27 protein-coding genes are annotated in these 25,219 nt (G+C 62.5%); 24 read left to right on the top strand and 3 right to left on the bottom strand.

All coding sequences use genetic code 11. The features are described 5' to 3' along the window. Positions 1–120 precede the first annotated feature (120 nt). Together LPB67_RS02490 and LPB67_RS02485 are read left to right on the top strand one after the other, a co-directional pair. A complete protein-coding gene (locus tag LPB67_RS02490; protein ID WP_262836142.1) occupies positions 121–1,524 on the top strand; it encodes a site-specific DNA-methyltransferase in 1,404 nt (467 codons plus the stop codon). After that, entirely contained in the window at positions 1,521–2,792 is a 1,272-nt protein-coding gene (locus LPB67_RS02485) for a site-specific DNA-methyltransferase (protein WP_262835484.1), read from the top strand. The genes LPB67_RS02490 and LPB67_RS02485 overlap by 4 nt, the downstream gene beginning before the upstream one ends. Here the strand turns inward: LPB67_RS02485 and LPB67_RS02480 are convergent. The 3 genes from LPB67_RS02480 to LPB67_RS02470 form a co-directional block, all read right to left on the bottom strand. Next, the gene (locus LPB67_RS02480; RefSeq protein WP_262835483.1) at positions 2,756–3,124 is read right to left on the bottom strand and encodes a hypothetical protein; all 369 of its coding nucleotides are present in this window, start codon (positions 3,122–3,124) and stop codon (positions 2,756–2,758) included. The genes LPB67_RS02485 and LPB67_RS02480 overlap by 37 nt on opposite strands. A 98-nt stretch (positions 3,125–3,222) precedes the next feature. Then, positions 3,223–3,738, bottom strand: coding sequence for a DUF3489 domain-containing protein (locus LPB67_RS02475; protein WP_262835482.1), 516 nt, complete (start codon positions 3,736–3,738; stop codon positions 3,223–3,225). A gap of 94 nt (positions 3,739–3,832) precedes the next feature. Next, a complete protein-coding gene (locus tag LPB67_RS02470; protein ID WP_262835481.1) occupies positions 3,833–4,039 on the bottom strand; it encodes a DUF6900 domain-containing protein in 207 nt (68 codons plus the stop codon). A gap of 105 nt (positions 4,040–4,144) precedes the next feature. Between LPB67_RS02470 and LPB67_RS02465 the strand changes: the two genes are divergently transcribed. The 22 genes from LPB67_RS02465 to LPB67_RS02360 are packed head-to-tail and all read left to right on the top strand — an operon-like array spanning position 4,145 to position 25,215. Next, positions 4,145–4,672 carry an elements of external origin gene (locus LPB67_RS02465; protein WP_262835480.1) on the top strand — a complete coding sequence of 176 codons (528 nt, stop codon included), beginning with the start codon at positions 4,145–4,147 and terminating at the stop codon, positions 4,670–4,672. Then, positions 4,672–6,669: a phage terminase large subunit family protein gene (locus LPB67_RS02460; RefSeq protein ID WP_262835479.1), complete on the top strand. Its 1,998-nt coding sequence runs from the start codon at positions 4,672–4,674 to the stop codon at positions 6,667–6,669. The genes LPB67_RS02465 and LPB67_RS02460 overlap by 1 nt, the downstream gene beginning before the upstream one ends. Positions 6,670–6,715: 46 nt before the next feature. Further along, positions 6,716–7,225, top strand: coding sequence for a hypothetical protein (locus LPB67_RS02455; protein WP_262835478.1), 510 nt, complete (start codon positions 6,716–6,718; stop codon positions 7,223–7,225). Between the two features lie 2 nt (positions 7,226–7,227). Then, positions 7,228–7,620: a hypothetical protein gene (locus LPB67_RS02450; protein WP_262835477.1), complete on the top strand. Its 393-nt coding sequence runs from the start codon at positions 7,228–7,230 to the stop codon at positions 7,618–7,620. Then, a complete protein-coding gene (locus LPB67_RS02445; RefSeq protein ID WP_262835476.1) occupies positions 7,620–7,841 on the top strand; it encodes a phage head-tail joining protein in 222 nt (73 codons plus the stop codon). Before LPB67_RS02450 ends, LPB67_RS02445 begins: the two co-directional genes overlap by 1 nt. Then, positions 7,841–9,340 (top strand): phage portal protein, encoded by a 1,500-nt coding sequence (locus LPB67_RS02440; RefSeq protein WP_262835475.1) that lies wholly within the window; start codon positions 7,841–7,843, stop codon positions 9,338–9,340. Before LPB67_RS02445 ends, LPB67_RS02440 begins: the two co-directional genes overlap by 1 nt. 9 nt (positions 9,341–9,349) lie before the next feature. Then, positions 9,350–10,597, top strand: coding sequence for a S49 family peptidase (locus LPB67_RS02435; protein WP_262835474.1), 1,248 nt, complete (start codon positions 9,350–9,352; stop codon positions 10,595–10,597). 1 nt (position 10,598) lies between these two features. Continuing rightward, positions 10,599–10,979 (top strand): head decoration protein, encoded by a 381-nt coding sequence (locus LPB67_RS02430; protein ID WP_262835473.1) that lies wholly within the window; start codon positions 10,599–10,601, stop codon positions 10,977–10,979. A 2-nt stretch (positions 10,980–10,981) separates the two neighbouring features. Then, a complete protein-coding gene (locus LPB67_RS02425; RefSeq protein WP_262835472.1) occupies positions 10,982–11,986 on the top strand; it encodes a major capsid protein in 1,005 nt (334 codons plus the stop codon). Then, positions 11,986–12,288 carry a hypothetical protein gene (locus LPB67_RS02420; RefSeq protein ID WP_262835471.1) on the top strand — a complete coding sequence of 101 codons (303 nt, stop codon included), beginning with the start codon at positions 11,986–11,988 and terminating at the stop codon, positions 12,286–12,288. Before LPB67_RS02425 ends, LPB67_RS02420 begins: the two co-directional genes overlap by 1 nt. Before the next feature lie 5 nt (positions 12,289–12,293). After that, a complete protein-coding gene (locus LPB67_RS02415; RefSeq protein ID WP_262835470.1) occupies positions 12,294–12,740 on the top strand; it encodes a hypothetical protein in 447 nt (148 codons plus the stop codon). A 2-nt stretch (positions 12,741–12,742) separates the two neighbouring features. Further along, positions 12,743–12,946, top strand: coding sequence for a hypothetical protein (locus LPB67_RS02410; RefSeq protein ID WP_262835469.1), 204 nt, complete (start codon positions 12,743–12,745; stop codon positions 12,944–12,946). Then, on the top strand, positions 12,943–13,716 hold the full coding sequence (locus tag LPB67_RS02405) for a hypothetical protein (protein ID WP_262835468.1): 774 nt from the start codon (positions 12,943–12,945) through the stop codon (positions 13,714–13,716). The genes LPB67_RS02410 and LPB67_RS02405 overlap by 4 nt, the downstream gene beginning before the upstream one ends. Before the next feature lie 20 nt (positions 13,717–13,736). Beyond that, positions 13,737–14,129: a hypothetical protein gene (locus LPB67_RS02400; protein ID WP_262835467.1), complete on the top strand. Its 393-nt coding sequence runs from the start codon at positions 13,737–13,739 to the stop codon at positions 14,127–14,129. Positions 14,130–14,146: 17 nt separating this feature from the next. Beyond that, positions 14,147–14,326, top strand: coding sequence for a hypothetical protein (locus LPB67_RS02395; protein ID WP_262835466.1), 180 nt, complete (start codon positions 14,147–14,149; stop codon positions 14,324–14,326). Continuing rightward, complete coding sequence (locus tag LPB67_RS02390; protein WP_262835465.1) at positions 14,323–14,970, top strand: DUF6441 family protein; 648 nt, start codon at positions 14,323–14,325, stop codon at positions 14,968–14,970. Before LPB67_RS02395 ends, LPB67_RS02390 begins: the two co-directional genes overlap by 4 nt. A gap of 2 nt (positions 14,971–14,972) precedes the next feature. Continuing rightward, a complete protein-coding gene (locus LPB67_RS02385) occupies positions 14,973–19,082 on the top strand; it encodes a tape measure protein (RefSeq protein WP_262835464.1) in 4,110 nt (1,369 codons plus the stop codon). Between the two features lie 23 nt (positions 19,083–19,105). Further along, a complete protein-coding gene (locus tag LPB67_RS02380; protein ID WP_262835463.1) occupies positions 19,106–19,501 on the top strand; it encodes a hypothetical protein in 396 nt (131 codons plus the stop codon). Further along, complete coding sequence (locus LPB67_RS02375; RefSeq protein ID WP_262835462.1) at positions 19,502–23,134, top strand: hypothetical protein; 3,633 nt, start codon at positions 19,502–19,504, stop codon at positions 23,132–23,134. It begins immediately after the preceding gene. 32 nt (positions 23,135–23,166) lie between these two features. Then, positions 23,167–24,333: a hypothetical protein gene (locus LPB67_RS02370; RefSeq protein WP_262835461.1), complete on the top strand. Its 1,167-nt coding sequence runs from the start codon at positions 23,167–23,169 to the stop codon at positions 24,331–24,333. A gap of 4 nt (positions 24,334–24,337) precedes the next feature. Further along, positions 24,338–24,820: a hypothetical protein gene (locus tag LPB67_RS02365; protein ID WP_262835460.1), complete on the top strand. Its 483-nt coding sequence runs from the start codon at positions 24,338–24,340 to the stop codon at positions 24,818–24,820. Beyond that, positions 24,817–25,215: a hypothetical protein gene (locus LPB67_RS02360; RefSeq protein WP_262835459.1), complete on the top strand. Its 399-nt coding sequence runs from the start codon at positions 24,817–24,819 to the stop codon at positions 25,213–25,215. The genes LPB67_RS02365 and LPB67_RS02360 overlap by 4 nt, the downstream gene beginning before the upstream one ends. The last annotated feature ends 4 nt before the right edge of the window (positions 25,216–25,219 follow it).

The following is a 25,219-nucleotide window of genomic DNA, read 5'->3' as shown; positions in this document are numbered from 1 at the left end:
GCCCACGGTCTTAAACGTCGGCGGGTTTTTCATTTCAATCCTGCAATGCCGCTTGCGGCCCGCGACGAGGTTCAACACCTGCTCGTCCGGGCTGCTTTTTTTGGGAAGCACAAACAGAACATGCTCAACGTCGAGTACCGCAAGGTCGAGGCGCTGATTCCTTATGCCCGGAATCCGCGCACCCACACCGACGAGCAGGTGGCCAAGATCGCCGCCAGTATCGTCGAGTATGGCTGGACGAATCCTGTGCTGGTGGATGGCGACAACGGCATCATCGCGGGCCACGGTCGCTTGGCTGCCGCCCGCAAGCTGGGACTGATTGAGGTGCCGGTGATTGAACTGGCGCACCTGTCGCCGACACAGAAGCGCGCCTACGTCATCTCCGACAACCGCCTCGCACTAGACGCAGGCTGGAACGAAGAACTGCTGGCACTGGAGTTGACCGAATTGTCCGAGGCGGGATACGACCTCGCGCTGACCGGCTTCGAGGACGGCGAAATCGAAGCCTTGCTGGCTGACGAGATTGCCGACGATGAAAGTGGGCAGGAGCAGGACGAAAATGAGCCCGATGCCGCCGACGATGTGCCCGACACTCCGGCGACGCCGGTGTCTCGCACCGGCGATGTCTGGGCCTTGGGTCGGCACCGGCTGATCTGCGGCGACGCCGCCGACCCGGTAGTGATCGCGGCGCTGATGGATGGCGCACAAACGAAGCTCTGCTTCACTTCGCCGCCCTACGGCAACCAGCGCAACTATGCCAGTGGCGGCATCACCGATTGGGATGGCCTGATGCGCGGCGTGTTCGCACGTCTGCCTGTGGCCGAGGACGCACAAGTCCTGGTCAACCTCGGGCTGATCCACCGCGACAACGAAGTCATCCCGTATTGGGATGGCTGGCTCGGATGGATGCGCACGCAATGCTGGCGGCGTTTCGCGTGGTACGTCTGGGATCAAGGGCCGGGGATGCCCGGCGACTGGTCTGGACGACTGGCTCCCAGCTTCGAGTTCGTTTTTCATTTCAACCGGCAAAGCCGCAAGCCCAATAAGATCGTGCCTTGCAAACACGCCGGTCAGGAATCGCATCTGCGCGCCGACGGCTCCTCGACCGCGATGCGCAGCAAGGATGGCGAGGTCGGCGGCTGGACGCACGCGGGCCAGCCCACGCAGGACAACCGGATTCCCGACTCGGTGATTCGGGTGATGCGCCACAAGGGCAAGATCGGACAGGACATTGATCACCCGGCCGTGTTCCCGGTGGCGTTGCCGGAATTCATTCTCGATGCGTACTCCAACATCGGTGACATCGTGTTCGAGCCCTTCGGTGGATCGGGCACGACGATGCTGGCCGCAGAGCGCACGGGCCGTCACTGCCGCGCCGTCGAAATCGCACCCGAGTACGTGGATGTGGCGGTCAAGCGGTTCCAGCAGAATTTTCCCGGCGTGCCGGTGACGCTGCTGGCCACCGGCCAGACCTTCGACGCCATTGCTGCCGAGCGACTGGCAGACACCGAGGTGGTGCAATGACCGCCTCTTGGTTGGCCGACAAGATCGAGCAATGGCCGACGACCAAGCTGCTGCCCTACGCCCGCAATGCACGGACGCACTCGGAGGAACAAGTCGCGCAGATCGCAGCCTCGATTGCCGAGTTTGGTTTTACAAACCCAATCTTGGCCGGGAGCGATGGTGTGATCGTCGCCGGTCACGGTCGGCTCGCCGCCGCTCAGAAGCTTGGAATGGAAGTGGTGCCAGTAGTCGTGCTCGACCATCTGTCCGCGACTCAGCGCCGCGCACTGGTGATCGCCGACAACCGCATCGCGGAGAACGCAGGCTGGGACGAAGCGATGCTGCGCGTGGAACTGGTGTCACTGCAAGATGATGATTTCGATTTGGCGCTGACGGGTTTCGATGCCGATGACCTGGCCGACTTGCTCTCTGGCGAGGACGCCGACGGCGCGGGCCAGACCGATGACGACGCTGTGCCGGAAATCACCGAGACGCCGATCTCGCGACCCGGCGACATCTGGCTGCTCGGCGGTCACCGTCTGCTGTGCGGCGACTCGACGCAGGCCGGGAGCTACAAGCAACTGCTGCAAGACGAACTGGTGGACATGGTCTTCACCGACCCGCCGTACAACGTGAACTACGCCAACACGGCCAAGGACAGGCAGCGCGGAAAAGACCGCGCGATCCTGAACGACAACTTGGGCGACGGCTTCTACGATTTCCTGCTGGCGGCGTTGACGCCGACCATCGCGAGTTGCCGGGGCGGGATCTACGTGGCGATGTCGTCCAGCGAACTGGATGTGCTGCAGTCCGCGTTCCGCGAGGCAGGCGGCAAATGGTCGACCTTCGTTATCTGGGCCAAGAACACGTTCACTCTGGGCCGCTCCGACTACCAGCGCCAATACGAGCCGATCCTGTACGGATGGCCCGAGGGTGCGACGCGCCATTGGTGCGGAGATCGAGACCAGAGCGACGTCTGGCAGATCAAAAAGCCGCACAAGAACGATCTGCATCCGACGATGAAGCCGGTAGAACTGGTGGAGCGTGCGATTCGAAATTCGAGCCGCCCCGGCAACGTGGTGCTCGACCCCTTCGGTGGCTCCGGCACCACGCTGATCGCCGCCGAGAAGACTGGGCGGCTGGCGCGCATGATCGAACTCGACCCCAAGTACGTCGATGTGATCGTGCGCCGCTGGCAGGAATGGACTGGCAAGCAGGCCACCCGCCAGTCGGACGGCGCTGCCTTCGATGATCAGGCGGCGAGCGATTCCTCGACGATCTCGCAGTGAATCACGAAGCCAGTCAAGTATGGCAAGCCGCGCGGGATGCCGTAGTCCTTGGCGGTGTGGCGATTGATCTTCCAAGTCATCCACTGCGTTGTTGCCGCATGGATCGCGTCGACCAAAACGCGGCCCGCGTAGATCTGGTTGAGGACGTCGTCTGCAAAGTGACGCCCGTGGCGGCTGTCGAGGAAGGCACGTACAGCATCCCGAGCGGTGCCGGTGGCCTCTGCAATCGCAGGGAGGGCAATCGGCCACGCTGCGGTGGCGTGTTGGTTCATCGTGCCCCAAAAGCCCCATTCTTCGTTCTGGGTGGCGGGGATCTGGTCGGTGGTGTTCATCGTTGGCTCCTTGTAATTGATCGTTGCGACACCTGTAGTAACGCGCTATTCGATTGAGAAGCCAAGCGATGTTGGCTTCATTTCTCAATCTTTCTCGATCATGCAATCCGGTACACGCGCTCGCCGCCTTCCGGCTTGTCCGAGACGATGGTGAGCCCGAGTTTTTTCTTGAAGGCTCCGGCAAACGTGCCGCGCACCGTGTGCGCTTGCCAGCCCGTGGCCTCGCAGATTTGATGAACCGTTGCGCCCTCGGGGCGTTGCAGCATCCGGATCACGGTGGCTTGCTTGCTGTTCTCGCGCGTGCGGGGTTTGGCTTCGGCGCGTTCTTGCGCCCACGTGGCCTCTGCGGCCGTCACGGCGGCCTCAATCTCGGGGTCTGCGTTCAGGGGCGCAGGCGCAGGACGTTCGCAGCCCAGGGCGTCGTAACCCTCGGCGGCAACGAACCAGTCAGTGCCGGAGGGGGTAATCAGCGCGCGATTGAAAAGTCCGTCGAGAACTTTCTTGCGCGCCCCGCCTTTGACGTTATCGGGAAACCATTCGAGCTTGCCGTCGGTGTGGTGAATAGCGTGGGCCAGGACGGCGTGCTGGGTGGCGGTGAGTTGGGTGGTGGTCATTTGCTGCTCCTTCGTGGTGGTTGATAGTGATGTGATGAACGCGCTGTTCGTTTGTGAAGCCAAGCGCTTTCTGCTTGGCTTCGATGACTTCCGATCAGGTGTTGGCAATCTCCGACTCCGTGGCCTTCGGCATCGACGCGCCGACTTCGACGCCCGCTTTGAATGCGGCTTCAAGGGCGTCGCGGACGCACCAGACCGCCGTGTCGTGGAAGTCGAGGCGGTCTGACTTGCGTGTTTCCAGGGTTTCAATCCCGAGGTGCTTCTGGGCGATCAGGGTGAGGATGGTGTCGATCTGGCTCATGTCTGTGTCCTTGTGACGTTGTTGATGACGAACGTATGAACGCGCTGTTCCAGATGGAAGCCAAGCTGATTCCAAAAAATATTGAACAAATGATTGAAGAGGCCGATGGGAATTTCGATACGCGCTTACGCCCGTCACCGTGGGGTCACCGACACCGCCGTACACAAGGCAATTCGTGCCGGTCGCGTTACGCCCGAGGCTGACGGCACCATCGATGCCGACCGTGCCGACCTCGAGTGGGCACGCAATACGGACACACCGAAGAAGGGAACACAGCAGCGCGCGGAGAGCGTTACGGTTCGAGAGAACGCCGGGGAGCAGACTGCCGCGCTGCCGTCGGGTGGCACGTCACTGCTTCAGGCACGGACAGTCAACGAGGTGGTCAAGGCGCAGACGAACAAGGTTCGTCTGGCACGATTGAAGGGCGAACTGGTGGATCGGCCGCAGGCCATCGCCCACGTATTCAAACTGGCGCGATCCGAGCGCGATGCTTGGCTCAACTGGCCAGCTCGCATCTCCGCGCAAATGGCAGCCAAGCTCGACGTCGATCCGCACTCGATGCACGTCGCGTTGGAAGCCGCCGTGCGCGAGCACCTGCAGGAACTGGGTGATCTGCGCCCACGGGTGGACTGATGCTGAACACAACTGCGGTGGATCAGTACGAAGGCGCCGCCGAGATCGAACGCGCATGGCGCGAAGGGCTGACGCCCGACCCGCTACTGACCGTGTCCGAATGGTCGGATCGGCACCGGATGCTGTCGAGCAAGGCGTCTGCCGAGCCGGGGCGCTGGCGCACCAGCCGCACGCCGTACCTGAAGGCGATCATGGATTGCCTGTCGCCGACATCACCAGTCGAGCGCGTGGCATTCATGAAAGCGGCGCAGCTCGGCGCGACCGAGATGGGATCGAACTGGATCGGCTACGTGATTCACCACGCGCCCGGGCCAATGATGGCTGTGTGGCCGACGGTGGATATGGCCAAGCGCAACTCCAAGCAGCGGATCGATCCTTTGATTGAGGAGTCGGCGGCGTTGATGGAACTGATCGCCCCGGCGCGCTCGCGAGACTCGGGCAACACCATCCTGGCCAAGGAGTTCCGGGGCGGCGTGCTGGTGATGACGGGTGCGAACAGCGCGGTGGGTTTGCGCTCGATGCCGGTGCGTTACCTATTCCTCGACGAGGTCGACGGTTATCCGATTGACGTCGAGGGCGAAGGCGATGCGATTTCGCTGGCCGAAGCCCGGACGCGGACGTTTGCGCGCAGGAAGATTTTCATCGTCTCGACCCCGACGATCTCGGGGGCGAGCGCCATCGAACGGGAATATGTGGCATCCGACCAGCGCCGCTACTTCGTGCCGTGCCCGCATTGCGCGCACCGGCAGTGGCTGCGCTTTGAGCATTTACGCTGGGAAAAAGGCGAACCGGAAACGGCAGCCTACGTTTGCGAGTCGTGCGACGAGCCGATTGCCGAACATCACAAGACGTGGATGCTGGAGCACGGCGAGTGGCGGGCGATGGTTCCAGAGAATGGAATCAAGACGGCAGGTTTTCACCTCTCGTCCCTGTACAGCCCGGTGGGCTGGCGCAGTTGGCGCGATATCGCCGCTGCGTGGGAGAGCGCGGTGAACAAGGAATCGGGATCGGCAGCCGCCATCAAGACTTTCAAGAACACCGAATTGGGCGAGACGTGGGTCGAGGAAGGCGAAGCGCCCGACTGGCAACGTCTGGTCGAGCGCCGCGAGGACTACCGCATCGGTGCGGTGCCCAACGGCGGCTTGCTGCTGGTGGGTGGTGCCGACGTGCAGAAGGATCGTATCGAAGCGTCGATCTGGGCTTTCGGGCGAGGCAAGGAATCGTGGCTGGTCGAGCACCGCGTGCTGATGGGCGACACCGCCCGCGATGCGGTGTGGAAACGGCTCGGTGAACTGATCGCCGAAACCTGGACGCACGAGTCTGGTGCCGCATTGCCTTTGGTGCGGTTCGCGCTCGACACCGGCTTTGCCACACAGGAAGCCTACACCTTCGTGCGCGCGTGCCGCGATCCCCGCGTGATGCCGGTCAAAGGCGTCCCGCGCGGCGCGGCCTTGATCGGCACGCCGACGGCGGTCGATGTGTCGCAGGGCGGCAAGAAGCTGCGCCGGGGCATCAAGGTGTTTTCGGTGACGGTCGGCATCGCCAAGCTGGAGTTCTATAACAACCTGCGTAAAGCAGCCGACGTGGCCGAGGATGGCGTGACCACCTCGTTCCCTACCGGCTTCGTCCATCTGCCGAAGATCGATGCGGAGTTCATCCAGCAGTTGTGTGCCGAGCAGTTGATCACACGCCGCGACCGGAACGGCTTCGCTATCCGCGAGTGGCAAAAGATGCGCGAGCGTAACGAAGCGCTCGACTGTTACGTGTACGCCAGGGCCGCCGCATCGGCTGCTGGCCTGGATCGTTTCGAGGAGCGCCACTGGCGCGAACTGGAACGACAACTCGGGATGGAACGGCCACCGGATGAGCCGCCCCCGATTCAAGCATTCGCTCCCAATGAGGCCACCCATTCCAGCACGGATCGCGGTGGCCTTTCTGATTCTGGAGCCAAGAAATCCGGTCGGCGCGTGATCAAAAGCCGCTGGCTGTCCTCGTGAGCACCACTGTGCTTTCTTTTCGTTTTTTTTATAAGGAGTTTCACCCATGAGTTTGCAAGTTCGCATTGAATCGCTTGTCCTGCGCCTCGCCGCAGAGTTCAAGACCATCTATGGCCAGATCGGTACGCTGGCCGATCTGTCGACCACCGACAAGACCAACCTCGTCTCGGCGATCAACGAACTGCGCACGCAGATCGAATCGGTCGCTGGCACCACGTTGATTGACGACGCCAACGCGGCGGCGACCTCGACCACGTTCTCGGCCTCGAAGATCACCGGCTTGCTGGACGCCCTCAAGGCTGACCTGTTGGGCGGTGCAGATGCCGCCTTCGACACCCTGAAGGAATTGCAGGACGCCATCCTCAATGACCAGACCGGCATCGCCGCGTTGCTCGCTGCCGTGGACGCTCGTGTCCGCTTCGATGCGCCGCAATCGCTGACTGCCGAAGAACAAATGCAAGCCCGTCAGAACATCGGCGCGCTGGCGGCCGATGCGGTGGGTGATCCCGAAACCGACTTCGTCGCGATCTTCGAGACCGCCCTGATCGGCGTCTAACCATGACACTGGCCCGGAACATCGCCGACCTCGCTACGGCCATCGGCCGCGAGATCAAGACCCGCATCACCGCGCAACACCCCGGCGTCGCCAAGGCATGGGTGTGCTTCGGCTATGTCGGCAATCAAGTGGTGATCCGGGCCTCCTTCAACGTCCAGAGCGTCGCGCGAATTGCTGTCGGCAAGTACCGGGTGACGTTTGCGATCCGGATGCCCGACACCGCCTACTGCTGGACTGCATTTGCCCGCAACGCGGGCAACCAGACGGCGCTAAAGATCGCCGCCGCGCGCGTGAATGCGGAAGCCAAGACGACCCAGTACGTCGAGGTCATTTGCGCCACGCAGTCCGGAACGCTCTCGGACACCACCGAACTCAACCTGACGGTATTTCGCTAATGGCCTACACAGAAGCCCAACTCCAGGCATTGGAGACCGCGCTCGCCAAAGGCGAACGCCGCGTCACTTTCCAAGACAAGACCGTCGAGTACCGCTCGGTCGATGAACTGAAGGCCGCGATCCGCGAAGTGAAGCGCGGCATCTTTGAACAAGCCGCTGCCACCGGGCTGTGGCCGGGTGCGCCGCGCCAGATCCGGGTCACGACCTCGAAGGGATTCTGATGGCCTGGTACTCAAAACTTCGCAGCCTGTTCGGCCAGCCTCCGGTTCACGAGGCCGCCGGTCGCGGGCGACGCTCATTGGCGTGGATGCCCGGCAATCCCGGCGCTGTAGCCGCGCTACTGGCCACCAACACCGAAATGCGCAGCAAAAGCCGCGACCTCGTGCGCCGCAATGCATGGGCGCAGGCCGGGATCGAAGCCTTCGTGGCCAATGCGGTCGGCACCGGCATCAAGCCGCAGAGTCTCGCCACCGATGAGCGATTCAAGGCCGACGTGCAGGCGCTGTGGCGTGACTGGACAGAGGAAGCGGATGCAGCAGGCCAGACCGATTTCTACGGCCTGCAGGCGCTGGCGTGTCGGGCAATGCTCGAAGGCGGCGAGTGCCTGATCCGGTTACGTCCCCGCCGCCCGGAAGATGGGCTGGCCGTACCGCTGCAACTCCAACTGCTGGAGCCTGAGCACCTGCCGATCAACCTCAACACCGATCTGGCCTCCGGCAATGTGGTGCGCTCCGGCATCGAGTTCAACAACCTTGGGCGACGCGTGGCCTACCACCTGTACCGCTCGCATCCCGACGATGGGCGACTGGCCCCGATGTCGGGCCAGGGTGGGATGGACACGGTGCGCATCGACGCCAGCGAAATCATCCACCTGTTCCGTGTTCTACGCCCCGGTCAAATTCGTGGCGAGCCGTGGCTGTCGCGCGCACTGGTCAAGCTGAACGAACTCGACCAATACGACGACGCTGAACTGGTACGCAAGAAAACTGCTGCGATGTTCGCCGGGTTCATCACCCGACAGAGCCCAGAGGACAACCTGATGGGCGAAGGCGCACCCGACAGCGATGGCATTTCGCTGGCAGGGCTGGAGCCGGGAACGATGCAGATTCTGGAACCCGGCGAGGACATCAAATTCTCCGACCCGGCTGACGTGGGTGGCTCTTACGCCGAATTCTTGCGCACCCAGTTCCGCGCGGTGGCAGCAGCCATTGGCATCACCTACGAGCAACTGACCGGCGACCTGACCGGCGTGAATTATTCGTCCATCCGTGCCGGGCTGCTGGAGTTTCGACGTCGTTGCGAGATGGTGCAGCACTCGGTGCTGGTGCATCAAATGTGCCGCCCGGTGTGGGCCGCGTGGATGAAGCAAGCGGTGCTTGCAGGCGTCCTGGATGCGCCGGGTTTCGCTCGTGGTGGTGCGGCTCGCCGACGCCAATACCTACAGGTCAAGTGGATTCCACAGGGCTGGCAGTGGGTCGATCCCGAAAAAGAGTTCAAGGCCATGCTGACCGCCATGCGCGCTGGCGTGATGAGTCGCTCGGAAGCGATCTCGGCCAACGGCTACGACGCAGAGGACGTGGATCGCGAGATTGCCGCCGACAACGCGCGTGCTGATGCGCTCGGCCTTATTTTTGACTCCGACCCGCGCCGTACATCGAAAGACGGCGGCAGCGCCGAGCCGAACAAACACATGGGCGACACCGCTTCGCCTCCTGCCTGAGAGATTCCCATGACCTTGCTGCCACACGTAGCGGCGCGCCTGTTCGGTGCGCCGCTGCTGATCCATCGCCCAAAACTTGACGTGATCCTGGCCGTTCTCGGCCCGCGTGTCGGCGTGATCGACCTCGCTGCTCCTGCTGGCTACGCGCCGCCAGAGCGCCCCGCACCGTCGGCTAACTTGAAGATCGCCGTAATCCCGATTCACGGCACGTTGGTTCGCCGCACGGTGGGTCTTGAAGCCGAGTCGGGGTTGTCCAGCTACGCCGCTATCGCAGATCAGTTGGACGCGGCGCTGGCCAACCCGAACGCTGCCGCGATCCTGCTCGATATCGACAGCCCGGGTGGCGAGTCGAGCGGTGTGTTCGATCTCGCCGACCGCATCCGCGCCGCCGCCAGCGTAAAGCCGGTTTGGGCGGTGGCCAACGACATGGCGTTCTCAGCCGCCTATGCGCTCGCGTCCGGTGCCTCACGCATTTTTGTGTCACGCACAGGTGGTGTTGGCTCCATTGGCGTCATCGCGATGCACGTCGACCAATCGGTCAAGGACGCGCAGGACGGCGTTCGCTACACGGCGGTTTTCGCAGGTGACCGCAAGAACGATCTCAACCCGCACGAGCCGATCTCCGACGAAGCCCACGCCTTCCTCAAGGGCGAGGTGAATCGCGTCTACGGCCTGTTCGTCGAGACCGTGGCCAAGCATCGGGGACTCAAGGCTAACGCCGTAGTTGCCACCGAAGCCGGTCTGTTTTTCGGCAAAGACGCTGTGTCGGCAGGACTGGCCGACGCCGTCGGCACCTTCGACGACGCGCTCCTGCAACTCACGCAGCTCACCGAAACCATTTCCTCGCGCCCGAAGTTGAAAGCCACTGCTTCGGGTTCTTTCCTCAACCTCCAGACGGAGTACCCCATGAATGATTTATCCGACCCCGCTGCTACTGATCGGCCTGCTGCTGATCCTGCTGGCACTCATCCTCAACCGACCGCCCCCGCCACCATGACTATCGCGGACGCAGTCGAAATCGCACAGACCTGCTCGCTCGCAGGACGCACTGACCTGACCGCAGGCTTTCTCGAAGCGCGCGTTTCCCCGGCCAAAGTGCGCAGCCAGTTGCTTGCAGCACAGGCCGACAACTCGCCCGAGATCGTGAGCCGCATCTCGCCCGATGCCGCCACATCCATCACCCCGACCAGCAACCCGCTGGTCGACGCCGCGAAACAACTCGCGGCCAAGTCCGCATCACTGAAGAAGGAGCTCTGAAATGCCTACCGTTTTTGTTGAACCGATGAACTTGGGCGATCTGCTCAAGTACGAAGCACCCAACCTGTATTCGCGCGACCGCGTGACGGTCGTCGCCGGTCAGAACCTGCCGCTTGGCGCGGTGGCCGGAATGGTCACCGCCTCGGGCAAGGTCAAGCAGATCGACCCGTCCGCCACCGATGGCAGTCAGTACGCCGCTGGCGTGCTGATGCAGAACTGCGACGCCCATCTGGCGGATCGCGATGACGGCCTGATGGTCGCGCGTCACGCCATCGTTTCCGACCACGCCCTGCAATGGCCGGTCGGTATCACCACCGGCGAGCAACAGGCCGCCATTGCCCAGTTGAAGGCGCTGGGCGTTCTCGTTCGCCAAGGAGTCTGACCATGCAAAACATCTTCGAAAACCCCGCCTTCTCGATGACGGCGCTCACCACCGCCATCAATCTGCTGCCAAACAATTACGACCGGCTGGAACGGATGAACCTGTTTCCGCCCAAGCCGCAGCGCTTCCGTTCGATCACGGTCGAAGAAAAGAATGGCGTGCTGACGCTGCTGCCCACAATGCCGGTCGGCTCGCCCGGCACCGTCGGCGTGCGCGGCAAGCGCAAGGTGCGCTCGTTCTCGATCCCGCACATCCCGCACGACGACGTGATCCTGCCCGAAGAAGTCCAGGGCATCCGCGCCTTCGGCTCCGAGAGCGAAATCCAGACCGTGGCCGGGGTGATGGCCGAGCATCTGCAGACGATGCGCAACAAGCACGCGATCACCGTCGAGCACTTGCGCTTCGGTGCGCTCAAGGGCCAGATTCTCGATGCGGACGGTTCGACCATTTACGACCTGTTCGACGAATTCGGCATCACGCAGAAAGTGTTCACTTTCACGCTGTCCGACCCGGACTTCGACGTGAAGAAGGCTTGCCTGGACGTGACCCGCTACGTTGAAGACAACCTCGAGGGCGAACGGATGAGCGGCTTGCTGTCGTTCGTCGGCGAGGACTTTTACGACGCGCTCACCGGCCACGATCAAGTGCTGGAGGCTTACAACCGCTGGCAGGACGGTCAGGCACTGCGCAGTGATATGCGCAGCGGCTTCGCTTTCGCAGGCATCACCTTCGAGGAACATCGCGGTCGCGCGGTCGGCACAGGCAACAGCGTGCGCCGCTTCGTCGGCAAGGGCGAGGGCTACACCTTTCCGCTCGGCACGATGGACACATTTGCCACCTATTACGCGCCAGCGGATTTCAACGAGACGGCCAACACGGTCGCCTTGCCGCTGTACGCCAAGCAGGAGCCGCGCAAGTTCGACCGGGGCACCGATCTGCACACGCAGGCAAACCCGCTGCCGCTGTGCCACCGCCCGGCGCTGCTGGTGAAACTGGAGATGGCGTGATGAACCTCGTCGAGAAAATCTACGAGGCGGCCGCCAGCGTCGGCTTCCTGAAGGAGTGCATCTGGCATCCCTCCGACGGCAGCCCGCCGCGCACCAACATGATCGGCCTGCAAGCGCCCGATGACACGGTGCTCGACAACCTCACGGTCACCACCGACACCACGATGTCTTATCCGGCAACGATCTTCGACGGCCTCGCCCCGCGCGAAACCGTCGAGATCGAAGGTGTGGCGTTTCAGGTGCGAGAAATCCGGGCCGTGGGCGACGGCTCCGAGATGCGCGCCAAGCTCACGCGGATTTAACCCCGATGGCTGGCAATTCAATCCGTGAGCAGATTCTGCTCGCGGTGGTGGAGGCTTTGCGTCCAGCGGCAACAGACCTTGGCGCGACCCTGCACCGCTCGCCCACGGTAGCGATCACCCGCGAGCAGTGTCCGGCACTGGTGGTGTTCCCTGAATCGGAATCGATCACCGAACGCGCCAACGACCGTGTCACCCGCGAACTGACGATGCGCATCACGGCGCTCGCCCGCGCTGTGCCACCTGCAGCGCCGGAAACGCAAGCCGATGCATTGCTCACTGCTGCCCACGCCGCGCTGATGGCCGACGTGAATCTCAATGGACTGGCGCTCGGCCTCAGGGAAATCGAATGCGAGTGGGACGTGGAGGATGCCGATGCGGTGGCCGCTGCGATCCCCGCCCGCTACCGCATCACCTACCGGACGCTGGCCGCCGATCTTGCAACCCCAGGATGACCATGAAAACCAGACTCGTACTGACCCGTCCGCACACCCACGCGGGCAAGCACTACCAGAAGGGCGACCGGATCGAAGTCGATTCCGATCTTGGGCAATGGCTGTTGTCAATCGGCAGCGCTGCGCCCGAACCGTCGCCCACAAAGGCAGAACACCAACCCGCCCCCGAACCAAAACCCTTCCAACGTAAGGAACCCAAGCAATGAGCACCTACGCATCTTTCCAAGGCCGAGTATTCCTCGGCAAACGCGACGCCCTCGGCAACCCCATCGAAGTGCGCTCGCCCGGCAACGTGGCCGAACTGAAACTCTCGCTCAAGACCGATGTGCTGGAGCATTACGAGAGCCAAACCGGCCAGCGCACGCTCGATCACCGCATGGTCAAACAGAAGTCGGCCACGGTGAATCTGACCATCGAGGAATTCACGAAAGAAAACCTCGCGCTGGCCCTCTACGGCAATTTTGTGACCGCCGTCCCGGGCACCGTGACCGACGAGCCGATTGGCGGGGCCACGCCAATGATCGGCGACCGCTATTTCTTTGCCCACCCCAAGGTAGCAAGTCTCGTCCTCAAGGACAGCAGCGCAACGCCCGTCACTCTGGTGGCAGGTGTCGACTACACCGCCGATCCGGATTTCGGCGCGCTCCAGTTCTTGCGCCTTGATGATGGAGGCGCTCCTGCCACGCCTTACGTTGCGCCATTCAAGGCGAGCTACGCCTTCGGTGTCGCCACCGAAATCGGCATCTTCACGCAGCCGCTGCCGGAGCGCTATCTGCGCCTCGAAGGGCTGAACACCGCGCAGGGCAATGCCAAGGTGCTGGTCGAGCTGTATCGCGTGGCCTTCGACCCGCTGAAGGAAATCTCCTTCATCTCGGATGAGTACAACAAGTTCGAGATGGAAGGCTCGCTGCTGGCTGATGCCACCAAACCCTTCGACGCGGTGCTGGGCCAGTTCGGCCGCATCGTTCAACTGTAATGAATCAGGAAAGGGCGGCAATGAACGACTTGGAAAAACTCATCCCGCAGGCGGTCGATCTGATCATCAATGGCGAAACGCTGGCGATCAAACCCTTGAAGGTCGGCCAGATGCCCGCCTTCCTGCGTGCGATCTCGCCGGTGATGCAACACCTCACCCGGACGGAGATCGACTGGCTGGCGCTGTTTGGCGAACGTGGTGATGACCTGCTGTCAGCGATTGCCATTGCTGTCAGCAAACCGCGCCAGTGGGTCGATGATCTCGCCGCCGACGAAGCGATCCTGCTGGCGGCCAAGGTGATCGAGGTCAATGCCGATTTTTTTACACGGGCGGTGATGCCGAAACTGGACGGCCTGTTCGCACAGACCAAAAACCTCGCGCCGACATCTGGTTCGACGCCGTCCAACACCTGATCGACCACGGTCACCGTTTGCCCGACATCCTCGACTACACGCTGGCGCAGTTGCGTGGCTTCGTTGACGCGACCGCACGTCAGGACGCAGCGCGTGATGCGCGACTGCTGTCCCTGATCGCCATCGGCACGCGCGGCGACGCCCGCAACCTCGACCAGACCCTCGACCGCCTGACCGACCGCGCCCAACGCCCATGAAAGTCACCATCCGAATCGATAGTGCCGCCGCGCAAGCGCAACTGCGCCGTTGGGGCGGCGAGTTCCGGGACAAGGTAAAGAAAGCGGTCGCGCGTGCCATTGCGAGCGAGGCGGCCGAGATCAAGCAGGAAGTCCGCAGCCACGTCGCGGGCCAGATGGCCGTGGTCAAGAAATCCTTCCTCAAAGGCTTCTCGGCCAAGGTGCTGGACAAAGACCCGACACGACTGCCTGCGCTCTACGTTGGCTCACGTATCCCTTGGTCGGGAATGCACGAGAGGGGCGGAATGATCGGTGGACGAATGCTGATCCCGCTGCACGGACGGGTTGGACGCAAGCGCTTCAAAGCCCAGGTCGCCGAGCTCATGCGCGGCGGCAATGCCTACTTCATCAAGAACGCCAAAGGAAACATCGTGCTGATGGCCGAGAACATCAAGGAACACGCCCGGCCTCTCGCGGGCTTCAAGCGCCGCTACCGCAAGGCCGACGGCATCAAACGCATCAAGCGCGGGGCCGATATTCCCATTGCGGTACTGGTGCCCAAAGTGGTTCTCAAGAAACGGCTCGACATTGAGCGGCTGGTCGCGGGTCGCATTCCGCGCCTCGCCGCTGCCATCGAAAACAAAATCGGCATGGTGGATAACTAAAAATGGCGAAGCGAATCTCGATCCTCGTCGCACTGGAAGGAGCCGACGAAGGTCTTAAACGCGCCATCACGTCTGCCGAACGCAGCCTTGGCGAGTTGTCGTCTTCAGCCAAAACTGCTGGAACCGAGGCCGCTGCCGGGATAGCGGAGGTCAAGGCCGGTGTATCCGCATTTGGTGATCAGATATCGACCGCCAGAACGCAGTTGCTCGCGTTCCTCACAATCGACTGGGCCGGTGACAAGGTGCTGGAGATCGTCCAGATTGCGGACGCGTGGAACATGATGGCTGCGCGCCTGAAGCTCGCCACGGCAGGTCAGCGCGAGTTTGCGACCGCACAGAAAGAGTTGTTCGAGATCGCCCAGCGTATCGGCGTACCGATCCAGGAGACGGCGATTCTCTACGGCAAGCTTCAGCAGGCAGTACGAATGCTGGGTGGCGAACAGAAGGACGCGCTCACCATCACCGAGAGCATCTCGCAGGCGCTGCGCATCTCAGGCGCATCGGCGACCGAGGCGCAATCGTCACTGCTGCAGTTCGGGCAGGCGCTCGCCTCCGGTGTGCTGCGCGGCGAGGAATTCAACTCCGTCGTCGAGAACAGCCCGCGTCTGGCGAAGGCACTGGCCGACGGCCTGAACGTCCCCATCGGGCGGCTGCGCAAGCTCGCCGAGGAAGGTCGGCTGACCGCCGACGTGGTGGTCAACGCGCTGCTGTCGCAGAAGGACAAGCTCGCCGCTGAGTACACGCAACTGCCTCAGACCGTAAGCCAGGCTTTCGAACGGCTGAGGAACGCCTTCGGACAATGGGTCAACAAGGTCGATGAATCGACCGGGCTTACCAAAAAGCTGGCCGACGCATTGACGTGGCTCGCTAAAAACCTCGACACGGTGATGCAGTGGTTAAAGCGCATTGCCGAAGTGGGCTTGGCGGTGCTGGCCTATCGACTGATCCCGGCGCTGATCACCGCGTGGCAGACGCTAGGCGCAGCAGCGACGACGGCCGCCAGTGCCACCGCAGCGGCATGGGCAACGGCCAACCTGTCGGTATCGGCCGCCGTGGTCAGCATCGGTGTGCTCAAGACCGCCTTTGTAGTGCTGGGTGCCTTACTGGTCGGATGGGAAATCGGAACGTGGCTCTCGGAAAAATTCGAGATCGTGCGCAAGGCGGGCATCTTCATGGTGCAGGTGCTGATGAACGGCATCGAGCACTTGCGCTTCCAATGGGAAGTGTTCGCTGCGGTGTTCACCTCCGACACCATCGCCGAAGCCATTAAACGCCATCAGGCGCGGTTGGTGGAAATGAACCAGATCTTCAAGGAGATGTACGCCGACGCCAGCAAGGGATCGGAGGCCGCCAAGGGCGCAATGAACACAGCCGCCAGCGCTGCCGAAGAGATTGCGAAACGGTTAGAGGCCGTGCGCCAAGGCACGCAGGAAGCGGTCGGTCGCGGCATCGAGGCGCTTCACGGCGCACTGGAAAAACTGAAATCGCGGCTCGGTGAAGTCGAACAAGCGGTCGGCAAGGCCAACCAGACGGTGAATGACGCCACCGCAAAGATGGCCGAGGCCTACAAAGGGCTGACCTCCATCGTCGAGGCGAATCTCCAAAGGCAGATCGAAGCCGTCAAGGCGCGCTACCAGCAGGAGCAGTCGGCACTCGAAACTTCCAAGCAGTCGGAAGCCGCGCTGATCACCAAATCGACGCAACTGCTGACCGAGGCGCTGACCCAGCAGACCACGCTGCGTCGGCAGGCTACCACCGACACACTGAAACTGATCGACGACGAGTCCAAGGCACGGATCGAGGCGGCTCGTCACCAAGGTCAGACTGAGGAGGAGCGGCGCGCCAACGTGCAGCGCGTCGAGAACGAGATTCTCGCCACCAAGCGCCAGACGCTCACACAGTCGCTGGCCGAGTACCGCCAGCACATCGATGCGCTCAATGCCGAGGCCAACCGCCATCTAGCCGAGATCAAGCGTATCGAGGAAGAGAAGCGCCAGCTCTCGATGTCCACGGAGGAGCGCATCCGCGAAATCCGTCGGGCTGGGCTATCCGATTTCGAAGCCACCGAGGATCGCAAGCGCCAGATCGCGGAGATGCAGGAGAAGGCGCGCGAAGCCTTGGCACAGGGCGAATTCGAGCACGCGCGGCAACTGGCGCAGAAGGCGATGGATCTGGCAGCACAGGTGGCCAGCGCGCAGACCAGTGAGGCCAAACGTGCTGAGGAGGCCCGCAAGCAGGCCGAACAGGGCGTCTCCCAAGTCACGCAACTGGAAGCGCAATCGCGCGAGGCTTACCGCAAACAGGAGTATGCACAGGCTGATGCCCTGATGCGTCAGGCCGAGCAACTGCGCGCCGAACTGGCCCAGAAAACCAAGGACGCCGATGCCCAGATCGCGCAAGGCAAAGAAGGTGTCAATCGCGCGATCCAGAACATCCGCGACTCGCAGGAAATTCTGAACCAGAGTCTTGATGCCGAAGCCAAGGCGCACCAGAAGGCAGCGCAGGCTGCGGTGTCGGCCCGCGACGAGATCAAGCAAACGCTCACACAGACCGAAACCCAGATCGACCAGATCACGGCCAAATTGAAAGATGGCCTGAAGGTCACCATCGACGCCGATACCACTCGCTTCGATAAAGCCATCGTCGATCTCGACAAAGCGCTCGCAGAGAAAGAGCGTCTGATGGTGATCAAGGCCGATCTGGAGCAGGCGCAAAAGAAGCTGCAAGAGTATGAGCAGCTACTCAAGGAAGGGAAAACGCTGCCGGTCGATGCCGACGTATCCAAGGCCAAGGCTGCACTCGACAAACTCAATGCCTATGCCAAGGAAACCTCGGAATTCGAATTGAAGATCGCCACCGAAAAAGCGCAGGCAGCGATCACCAATGTCGAAGGCCAACTCAAGGCGTTGGATCGCATCCAGACGGAATCAAAGCATCAAGTCAACACCAATGCCGGTGCTGCGCGCTCGGAAGTGATGTCGTTAAATGGCGTGACCACGCACTCGGAACACATCATTCATGTGCGCAAGGTCGAGGCAAACGCGACAGGCGGTCTGGTCGGTGCAGGCGTGCGGAAATTTGCAGACGGTGGCGCGGTCGCACCGGCGTTCCCACGAATGAATGGTGGTTCGGTGCCCGGCTCCGGTCATAACGACACGGTGCCGCGCACGCTGGATGCCGGAGCCTTCGTTCTGCGCAAGGCTGCGGTGCAGAAGTACGGCAGCGGTGCGCTCTCGAAACTGGCGAACGGCGTGGCGAAATTCGCCACCGGCGGCGCGGTGCTGTCCTTCGGCAAAAACAAGGTACTCGGCAGCGCCGATGGCGATGCCTCTAAGCGCAACCGCGAAGCGGTGGAAGTGCAGAAGATGATCGAGCTTGGTCTGCAAGGGATGAACGACTACACCTCGTGGTTGCAATGGAATTACGGTGCCTCGGTCAGCCTGGATATGCGCTCGAAAACGATGGACAGCTACGGCAAACAAGCGCAGCAGGATCGCAATGCCATCGAGAAATTCATCAACCGCAAGACCCTCACAGGCAACGAGCGTCAGGAACTGGAACAGATGAAGCAGACGTGGCGGCAGGCGATGGCTCAGCCGCTGCTCTGGGGTAAAGACCTGGAGCGCGATCTGATCGATTACATGGAGCAGAACCAGGGTGCGTTCTACCGGCGTGGTGGCGTGGCCAAGTCGGACAGTGTCCCGGCGATGCTCACCCCCGGTGAATATGTCGTGAACAAGCAGGCTGTCGACCGTCACGGCGCGGGTTTCTTCGAAGCGATCAACAACCTGTCGATACCTGCGCAGGCGCTCGCCCAGAAGGTGCAAGGTTTCGCCACGGGCGGCATCGTGCGGCCAATGGCGGGAATGGCTGCGCGCGCATCACGCGCTGTCAAAAATCTGCCGACTGCCGATCTCGGCAGCATCGTGATGGAAAGCATCGCTGCATCCATGCGAATGCCAACACCTGCCTTGGCAACAGAGGGAGCCGCCCCCAGCCGCACGATCCGGGTGGAACTCGCCTCGGGCGAGCGCAAGGTGGTGGCCACCGTGGATGCCCGCGATGAGTCGCGGCTGCTTGAACTCTTGAAGGAAGCCAAGGCTCGTTCCTAATGAGCCGGGCTTTGTGATCCCTTATGCAATTGAAAAACCTTGCGGACAGCGCTCTTGTGGCGCTGCCCGATGACCTCCTTTGGTCTGACGAACATGCGTGGACGCCTGCTGTGGCGGCGGTTTCCTACCTGCTGACCGGCGCGCTGCTGGTCGAGTCTGCCGCCCGCCAGAAGGGGCGACCGCTGACGCTGGTGGGCAGCGCCGACATGGCATGGGTCACCCGCGAGACAGTGAACGCACTGTATGGCTGGGCTGCCCTTCCGAGCCGCCAGTTCGAACTGACGCTCACCGATGGTCGCGTCTTCACCGTGGCATTTCGCCATCACGAGACAGCCATCGAGGCCGAGCCGGTGACGGGTTTCCCGGCGCGGCACAACAACGATTTCTACCGATTAACCCTCCGACTGATGGAAATCTGAATGCCTATTCTTTCCGGCGACGTGAAGCTGCTCGCCTCCGAACGCCTGCTCGATACGCCTGATGGTGGGGGCCGCATGACCGGCCACGTCGTCGTCGACGGGCAGTCGAACAACCTGTTCCCCGACATCTCGGAACTCGACCGCACCTACGGGCGCGTGTCGCTGCGCAAGTCTTATGTCGGCGTGCTCACCGATTCGACCGACTCGTACTACGGGGCGCACGCGATCATCGCCGACGCACCGGATGACCCTCGGGTCTCGGTCACGCTGTTCACGACCAAGTCCTGGACTGACCGGCGCGACGCCGCCAAGGATCGGGTCGAACGCTATCTGGCGCGTGGCGTGAAATGGCCGGGCCAGTTGCTGGAGCGCCAGCTTACCGGTCAGCGCGCCATCGCACTGCTGCTGAAACTTGCCGACCCGCTGCCGCGTGTGGGGCAAGCGCTGGTACTGGTGCAAGACGAAACCAAGCCGACCGAGTACGAGCAGTACGTGCGCATCACGCGTATCACGACGGTCGAGCGCGAGTTCACGGTCAACGATGGCAGCGGCACCATCAAATTCACCGGCGTGGTGGCCACCTGCGAAATCTCTGATCCGCTGCGCTACGACTTTGAAGGGCCGCCGCCATCGAGCCGCGACGACATCTCAACCAAGGCGGTCGTGCGCGACTCCGTGATTGCCAATGCCGCCGTGTATTACGGCATCGCGCCGACGGTGATCGACACGCAGGTCGGGGACGTGCGCGTGCAGGTGCCCAGCCTGTTCGGCCAGTTGGTGCCATCGGCGCAGTCGGAAACGCCGCTGGTCGATCTGACCGCTGCCGGTCAAACCGTGCCCCTGCTGGAGAGCGGCAATGGCGTACTGACCTACACCACTTCCGGCCAAGTCAGCAGCGGCAAGAACCTGTATCTGGGTAACGGCTGCGTACCCGGCAGTTTGCGCATCAACGGCGCAGGCTACGAGTTTGTCGATGTCGCTGGCGAGCTGAAATCCGGCACCAACGTGATCGGCACCGTGGACTACGCGCGAGGACTGATCGCGTTCAAGGATGGAACGCCGGGGTTCTCCGGTGGGTTTCAGGTGAGCTTCCGGCCTGCAGGTGCGCCGATCCGGGTGGCGGACACGGCGGCGATTGCCATCTCGCAAGAGAACCGTGGCTACGCCTACACCATCACGCTCTCGCCACCGCCCAAGCCGGGGGCGCTGATCGTGTCGTTCATGGCGCAGGGCAAGTGGTACGACTTGCGCGACCGGGGCGACGGCGCGATCCGTGGCACCGACTCGTCATTCGGCGCGGCGACGCTGGACTATGTGACCGGGTCGATCATCCTGACCACCGGCGCGCTGCCCGATGCCAGCACGGCGATCCTGTTCGCCTGGGGTACCGGCGCGAGCTATTTCAATCGCGTCACTGCGCCAGTTACGCCGCCGACCGTTCGCCACACCGTCGAGCATCCGGGCATCGTGCCGGGATCGGTGCTGATTTCTTGGACGGACGGCAGCAACAACCGGCTGGCTATCGACAACGGACACGGCGTGATCAGCGGCGACGCTGTAGGCACGGTGCGCTACGCACGCGGCGAACTGGTGTTCCGGCCCAACGCGCTGCCCGCAGGCGGTGCATCATTCTCCATCGACTACGAGTGGGGGCCGCCGCAGGAGGTGAATTTCCCGCATCCGCTGCGTGGCGGTGACGGCACCATCAGCGTGACGCTGCCGCAAACCGACATCCGGCCGAACACGGTCGAGCTCGAATTCAATCTGCTGATCGAGGATTACGAGGCCAAGTATTCGACCACCGTAGAGTTCATCCCAGCACCGGGCCGCCGCATCGACCCGATCAAGATCGTGCGTGATCAAGCCAGCGGCCCCAATGCGGCAAGTGGCAGCTTCGACGGTGCGCTGGCTGGCACCATCGACTACGTCACAGGCGCGATCACCTTTCGCCCCGAGGCAACGGTGCTGATCCCCAAGCCGGTGTATGTCAACAAGCTGCTTGGAGAAGCGCGCACCGTCACGGCACAAGGTACGACCATCACCCGGACTTACCGCTATCTGTTCGACCATTGGGAATACATCCCTGCAGGTGCCCTGATGCCGTATGACGAATCGGGCTATGTGAAAGTGAGGTACCGCGCAGTCGACACACCCAACAGCGCAACTGAAACTGTCACCCTCAGCCAGCTTGAACTCGATCTGACCGATCGCTACGCTGAGCGCATCGTGCCCGGCAGCATCCGGTTCGCGCTGGGCAGCAAGGTCTACATCGACCGGCTCGGCAATCTGGTGACCGACATCAACGCCAATACCGGCGCAGGGACGCAGGCAGGCACCATCGACTACGCCTCCGGCCGCGCGTTGCTGACGGTGTGGCAGCCGGGTTCGGCCAACGCCGTATCGATGCTGTCGCTGCTCACCGAGCTCGGTGGCCAGCCGGTCGATGAGGTCACCTTCCGTGTTCCTGCCGCACCGGTGAGGCCGAGTAGTTTGCAAATTCGAGCGACACCGCTCACCGGTGGCCAGATCTCCGCGACCGCGAACTCTGACGGCACGATCATCACCAGCGGGATGATCGGCAACGTCGACTATCAGACCGGCGTGGTGCGCGTGCGTTTCGGACGTTACGTGACTGCCCAAGGGAACGAAACCCAAGTCTGGTACAGCGCAGATGCGGTCAATAACGGGCAGATCTTCAAGCCGCAGCCGGTGTTGGCCGACACCATCCGTTTCAATGCGGTGGCCTACACCTACCTGCCGCTGTCCGCCGATGTGCTGGGCCTCGACCCGGTGCGTCTGCCGCTTGACGGACAAGTGCCGATCTACCGTCCGGGTGACGTGGCCGTCGTGCATCACACCGCAAGCACACCGTTCCCTAACAACGTCACGGCGGGCTATACCTTGGACGTCGGGCGCGTGCGGCTGTCCTCGCTACGCGTTCTCGATGCCGAAGGCAAGCTGGTGCCCGCCGACCGTTACACCGTCAATCTTGACGCAGGCATCATCACGCTCAAGACGCCGCTGAACATCGCCGGATTCATTGAGCCGCTGCGCGCCGAGCATCGCGTCGAAGACATGGGCTTGATCTCCGACACCCAGATCAACGGTGTCCTAACCCTGACCCGACCACTGACGCACGACTACCCGGCGCAGGAATCGCGCGTGTCCTCGGCGCTGATCATCGGCGATCTGCAATCGCGCGCGCACACGTTGTTCGCACAACAGACCTGGACAGGCGAGTGGAAAGACTCTCGGCTCGGTGCCAACACCATCGCTCAGTACAACGAGACGGTCTATCCGCTGGCGGTGAGTAATCGCGGGGCCATCGAGGAACGCTGGGCGCTGATCTTCACCAACACCAACGAGTTCCGGGTGATCGGCGAATCGGTCGGACAGATCGCCATCGGCAACACCGCCGCCGACCTCGCGCCAACCAACCCCGAGACGCACGCCCCGTACTTCACGCTCAAGGCGGGAGGATGGGGTTCGGGTTGGGCCGCTGGCAACGTGCTGCGCTTCAACACGGCGGCTGCCAACTTTCCCGTGTGGGTCGCGCGCACCGTGTTGCAAGGCCCGGCGACGCAGACCAACGATTCCTTTCAGATCCAGATTCGCGGCGACATCGACAGATAAGCGACCGCCAACCAACCTCCAGGAGCTATTCAATGACCATCAAGTGGTACCAATCCAACCAGAACGGCGCACCGCAGATCACCGGCCAAGCCGGATCGCTGATCGCTGTACTCAACGCGTGCCTGCTCAACGGCTTCAATCTGCGCACGCTGACCACGATCACGCGCGTCGGGAACGTGGCCACGGCCACGGCGGATGCCGGGCACGGTTTTCGTGAGAGCGACACTGTGCTGATCGCCAGCGCGAACGAGACGGCCTACAACGGCGAAAAGCGCATCCGCAATGTCACCACCAACAGCTTCCAGTTCGATGTGACCGGTGATCCGGCCACACCGGCGACCGGCATCATCACGGCCAAGGTTGCACCGCTGGATTGGGAGTCGCCGTTTTCCGGCGCGAACAAGGCGGTCTACCGCGCCAAGGACGTGACCGGCAATCGGCTGTTCCTGCGCATTGATGAGACACCACTCACAGGTGACGCCAACTATGGCCGGGGAGCCCGCACCGCGCTTGCGCAGATGTGGGAGGTGCTGAACGACATCGACAATGGCACGGGCAAGTCCGAGACTTGGTGGCGCAAGGCGCACAACGAAAGCGCGACGGCGCGTCCTTGGGTGCTGGTGGGCGACAGCAAGCGCTTCTGGCTGGCGGTGAACTGGAGCGAAAGCTATCCGAACCGCTACGTGCCGTATTTCTTCGGTGACTTCCCATCTTTCAAGGCTGGCGACGCCTACGGCACGGTGATCGCTGGTTACTACGATCTCATCTACAACTGGGGCGACCCGGCATCGAACGAAGTATCGGATTACGTCTATTCGGTCGGCACCGCCGTCGGCAACACCGGCATCTGGCTTGCGCGCGGCTACTCGCAATTGGGTGGGCGCATCAATGCGCATTGGGTCAGCGCACCGGCAGCCAACGGCGGCACCGGGTTGGGCTACACCGGCATTCCCTATCCGAACCCTGCCGACAACGGTATCTACGTGATGCCGATGATGATTCAGGAACAGACCGGGCCGTCGCTACGCGGCCGTCTGCCCGGCCTGCTGTGCCCGCTGCAATCCATTCCCGCGCCGGAGCCGTGGAAATACCAGGGCTTCGTCATCGACGGGACGCAGCGTGAACTGCTGGTGGTAAACGGCTCGCAGAGCAGCGGCGGCGCGAGGATGGCCTTCGATCTGACCGGGCCGTGGGACTAACGCGATGGCTGGCGAGATCCCGAAATTTGTCGGCACATTCAGCAAAACCGCACCCGGCGCAGTTGCCGGTGCGCCCTCCCGCCACGTCCTGCACAACGAGGCGCACTGCGCACCGGGGAGCATTTCAGGGCCGTCGACGTCGCAGGTGCTGGACAGCCTCACCCGCAACGCGTCGTTCTGCCACGAGGGTGTGTCGCCGACCCGCCACGGCGAAATGCCAAGCTCGCGCCCACGCGACTTCTGGGGTAACGGCGCTATCACCGGCAAGGTCAGCATCGAGGGGACACCCGCTGCGCGCAAGGTGCGCTTGTTCGATGTGCTGACGGGCCTGCTGGTCGCCGAGGCATGGTCGCGCAAGGACGGTCAGTACCGCTTCGACTTTCTCGAACCGTCGCGCGAATACTTTGTGCTCGCTCACGATTACGTGCGTCAGTTCAACGCAGTGATCGCCGATTGGGTCAAGCCTGAGCCAACGGTCTACCCATGATCACTTTGTCTGTGCCGATCAGAAACAGTCGGCTGGCAGTGATTGGAAATGCACTGGATTCGGCTGCTGCCGGCGGACTATTGCGAATCTACTCGGCCCCGCGACCAGCCATTGGCGAACTGCTTACCGAGCAGATTCTGTTGGTCGAGATTCGGTTGCCGAAACCCTCAACGTGGAGTCTGGACGCAGGGAAACTGACCTTCGCATCCATTGGCGAGGCGCTGTGCCGCCGATCTGGCACTGCAGCGTGGGCGCGACTGCTTGACGGCGACGAACGCTGGGCTGCCGATCTGGATGTCGGACTGACTGACAGTGGCGCAGAAGTGGAACTGTCCAAGCTCGCCCTGTTCGCAGGTGGCGCGGTCAACGTGCAATTAGCCGAAATCAGCGAGTGATGAA

Origin of the sequence: Undibacterium sp. Jales W-56 (assembly GCF_025548535.1) — a bacterium.
Lineage (GTDB): Bacteria > Pseudomonadota > Gammaproteobacteria > Burkholderiales > Burkholderiaceae_D > Undibacterium.
Note: the sequence above shows the minus strand (reverse complement) of the source record. Positions and strands in the feature narration are given on the sequence as shown.

What these genes read in the sequence shown, in the direction of transcription:
- LPB67_RS02490 (WP_262836142.1), top strand. Translation starts at nt 121, where the DNA reads ATGCTCAACGTCGAGTACCGCAAGGTCGAGGCGCTGATTCCTTATGCC.
- LPB67_RS02485 (WP_262835484.1), top strand. Translation starts at nt 1,521, where the DNA reads ATGACCGCCTCTTGGTTGGCCGACAAGATCGAGCAATGGCCGACGACC.
- LPB67_RS02480 (WP_262835483.1), bottom strand. Translation starts at nt 3,124, where the DNA reads ATGAACACCACCGACCAGATCCCCGCCACCCAGAACGAAGAATGGGGC.
- LPB67_RS02475 (WP_262835482.1), bottom strand. Translation starts at nt 3,738, where the DNA reads ATGACCACCACCCAACTCACCGCCACCCAGCACGCCGTCCTGGCCCAC.
- LPB67_RS02470 (WP_262835481.1), bottom strand. Translation starts at nt 4,039, where the DNA reads ATGAGCCAGATCGACACCATCCTCACCCTGATCGCCCAGAAGCACCTC.
- LPB67_RS02465 (WP_262835480.1), top strand. Translation starts at nt 4,145, where the DNA reads ATGGGAATTTCGATACGCGCTTACGCCCGTCACCGTGGGGTCACCGAC.
- LPB67_RS02460 (WP_262835479.1), top strand. Translation starts at nt 4,672, where the DNA reads ATGCTGAACACAACTGCGGTGGATCAGTACGAAGGCGCCGCCGAGATC.
- LPB67_RS02455 (WP_262835478.1), top strand. Translation starts at nt 6,716, where the DNA reads ATGAGTTTGCAAGTTCGCATTGAATCGCTTGTCCTGCGCCTCGCCGCA.
- LPB67_RS02450 (WP_262835477.1), top strand. Translation starts at nt 7,228, where the DNA reads ATGACACTGGCCCGGAACATCGCCGACCTCGCTACGGCCATCGGCCGC.
- LPB67_RS02445 (WP_262835476.1), top strand. Translation starts at nt 7,620, where the DNA reads ATGGCCTACACAGAAGCCCAACTCCAGGCATTGGAGACCGCGCTCGCC.
- LPB67_RS02440 (WP_262835475.1), top strand. Translation starts at nt 7,841, where the DNA reads ATGGCCTGGTACTCAAAACTTCGCAGCCTGTTCGGCCAGCCTCCGGTT.
- LPB67_RS02435 (WP_262835474.1), top strand. Translation starts at nt 9,350, where the DNA reads ATGACCTTGCTGCCACACGTAGCGGCGCGCCTGTTCGGTGCGCCGCTG.
- LPB67_RS02430 (WP_262835473.1), top strand. Translation starts at nt 10,599, where the DNA reads ATGCCTACCGTTTTTGTTGAACCGATGAACTTGGGCGATCTGCTCAAG.
- LPB67_RS02425 (WP_262835472.1), top strand. Translation starts at nt 10,982, where the DNA reads ATGCAAAACATCTTCGAAAACCCCGCCTTCTCGATGACGGCGCTCACC.
- LPB67_RS02420 (WP_262835471.1), top strand. Translation starts at nt 11,986, where the DNA reads ATGAACCTCGTCGAGAAAATCTACGAGGCGGCCGCCAGCGTCGGCTTC.
- LPB67_RS02415 (WP_262835470.1), top strand. Translation starts at nt 12,294, where the DNA reads ATGGCTGGCAATTCAATCCGTGAGCAGATTCTGCTCGCGGTGGTGGAG.
- LPB67_RS02410 (WP_262835469.1), top strand. Translation starts at nt 12,743, where the DNA reads ATGAAAACCAGACTCGTACTGACCCGTCCGCACACCCACGCGGGCAAG.
- LPB67_RS02405 (WP_262835468.1), top strand. Translation starts at nt 12,943, where the DNA reads ATGAGCACCTACGCATCTTTCCAAGGCCGAGTATTCCTCGGCAAACGC.
- LPB67_RS02400 (WP_262835467.1), top strand. Translation starts at nt 13,737, where the DNA reads ATGAACGACTTGGAAAAACTCATCCCGCAGGCGGTCGATCTGATCATC.
- LPB67_RS02390 (WP_262835465.1), top strand. Translation starts at nt 14,323, where the DNA reads ATGAAAGTCACCATCCGAATCGATAGTGCCGCCGCGCAAGCGCAACTG.
- LPB67_RS02385 (WP_262835464.1), top strand. Translation starts at nt 14,973, where the DNA reads ATGGCGAAGCGAATCTCGATCCTCGTCGCACTGGAAGGAGCCGACGAA.
- LPB67_RS02380 (WP_262835463.1), top strand. Translation starts at nt 19,106, where the DNA reads ATGCAATTGAAAAACCTTGCGGACAGCGCTCTTGTGGCGCTGCCCGAT.
- LPB67_RS02375 (WP_262835462.1), top strand. Translation starts at nt 19,502, where the DNA reads ATGCCTATTCTTTCCGGCGACGTGAAGCTGCTCGCCTCCGAACGCCTG.
- LPB67_RS02370 (WP_262835461.1), top strand. Translation starts at nt 23,167, where the DNA reads ATGACCATCAAGTGGTACCAATCCAACCAGAACGGCGCACCGCAGATC.
- LPB67_RS02365 (WP_262835460.1), top strand. Translation starts at nt 24,338, where the DNA reads ATGGCTGGCGAGATCCCGAAATTTGTCGGCACATTCAGCAAAACCGCA.
- LPB67_RS02360 (WP_262835459.1), top strand. Translation starts at nt 24,817, where the DNA reads ATGATCACTTTGTCTGTGCCGATCAGAAACAGTCGGCTGGCAGTGATT.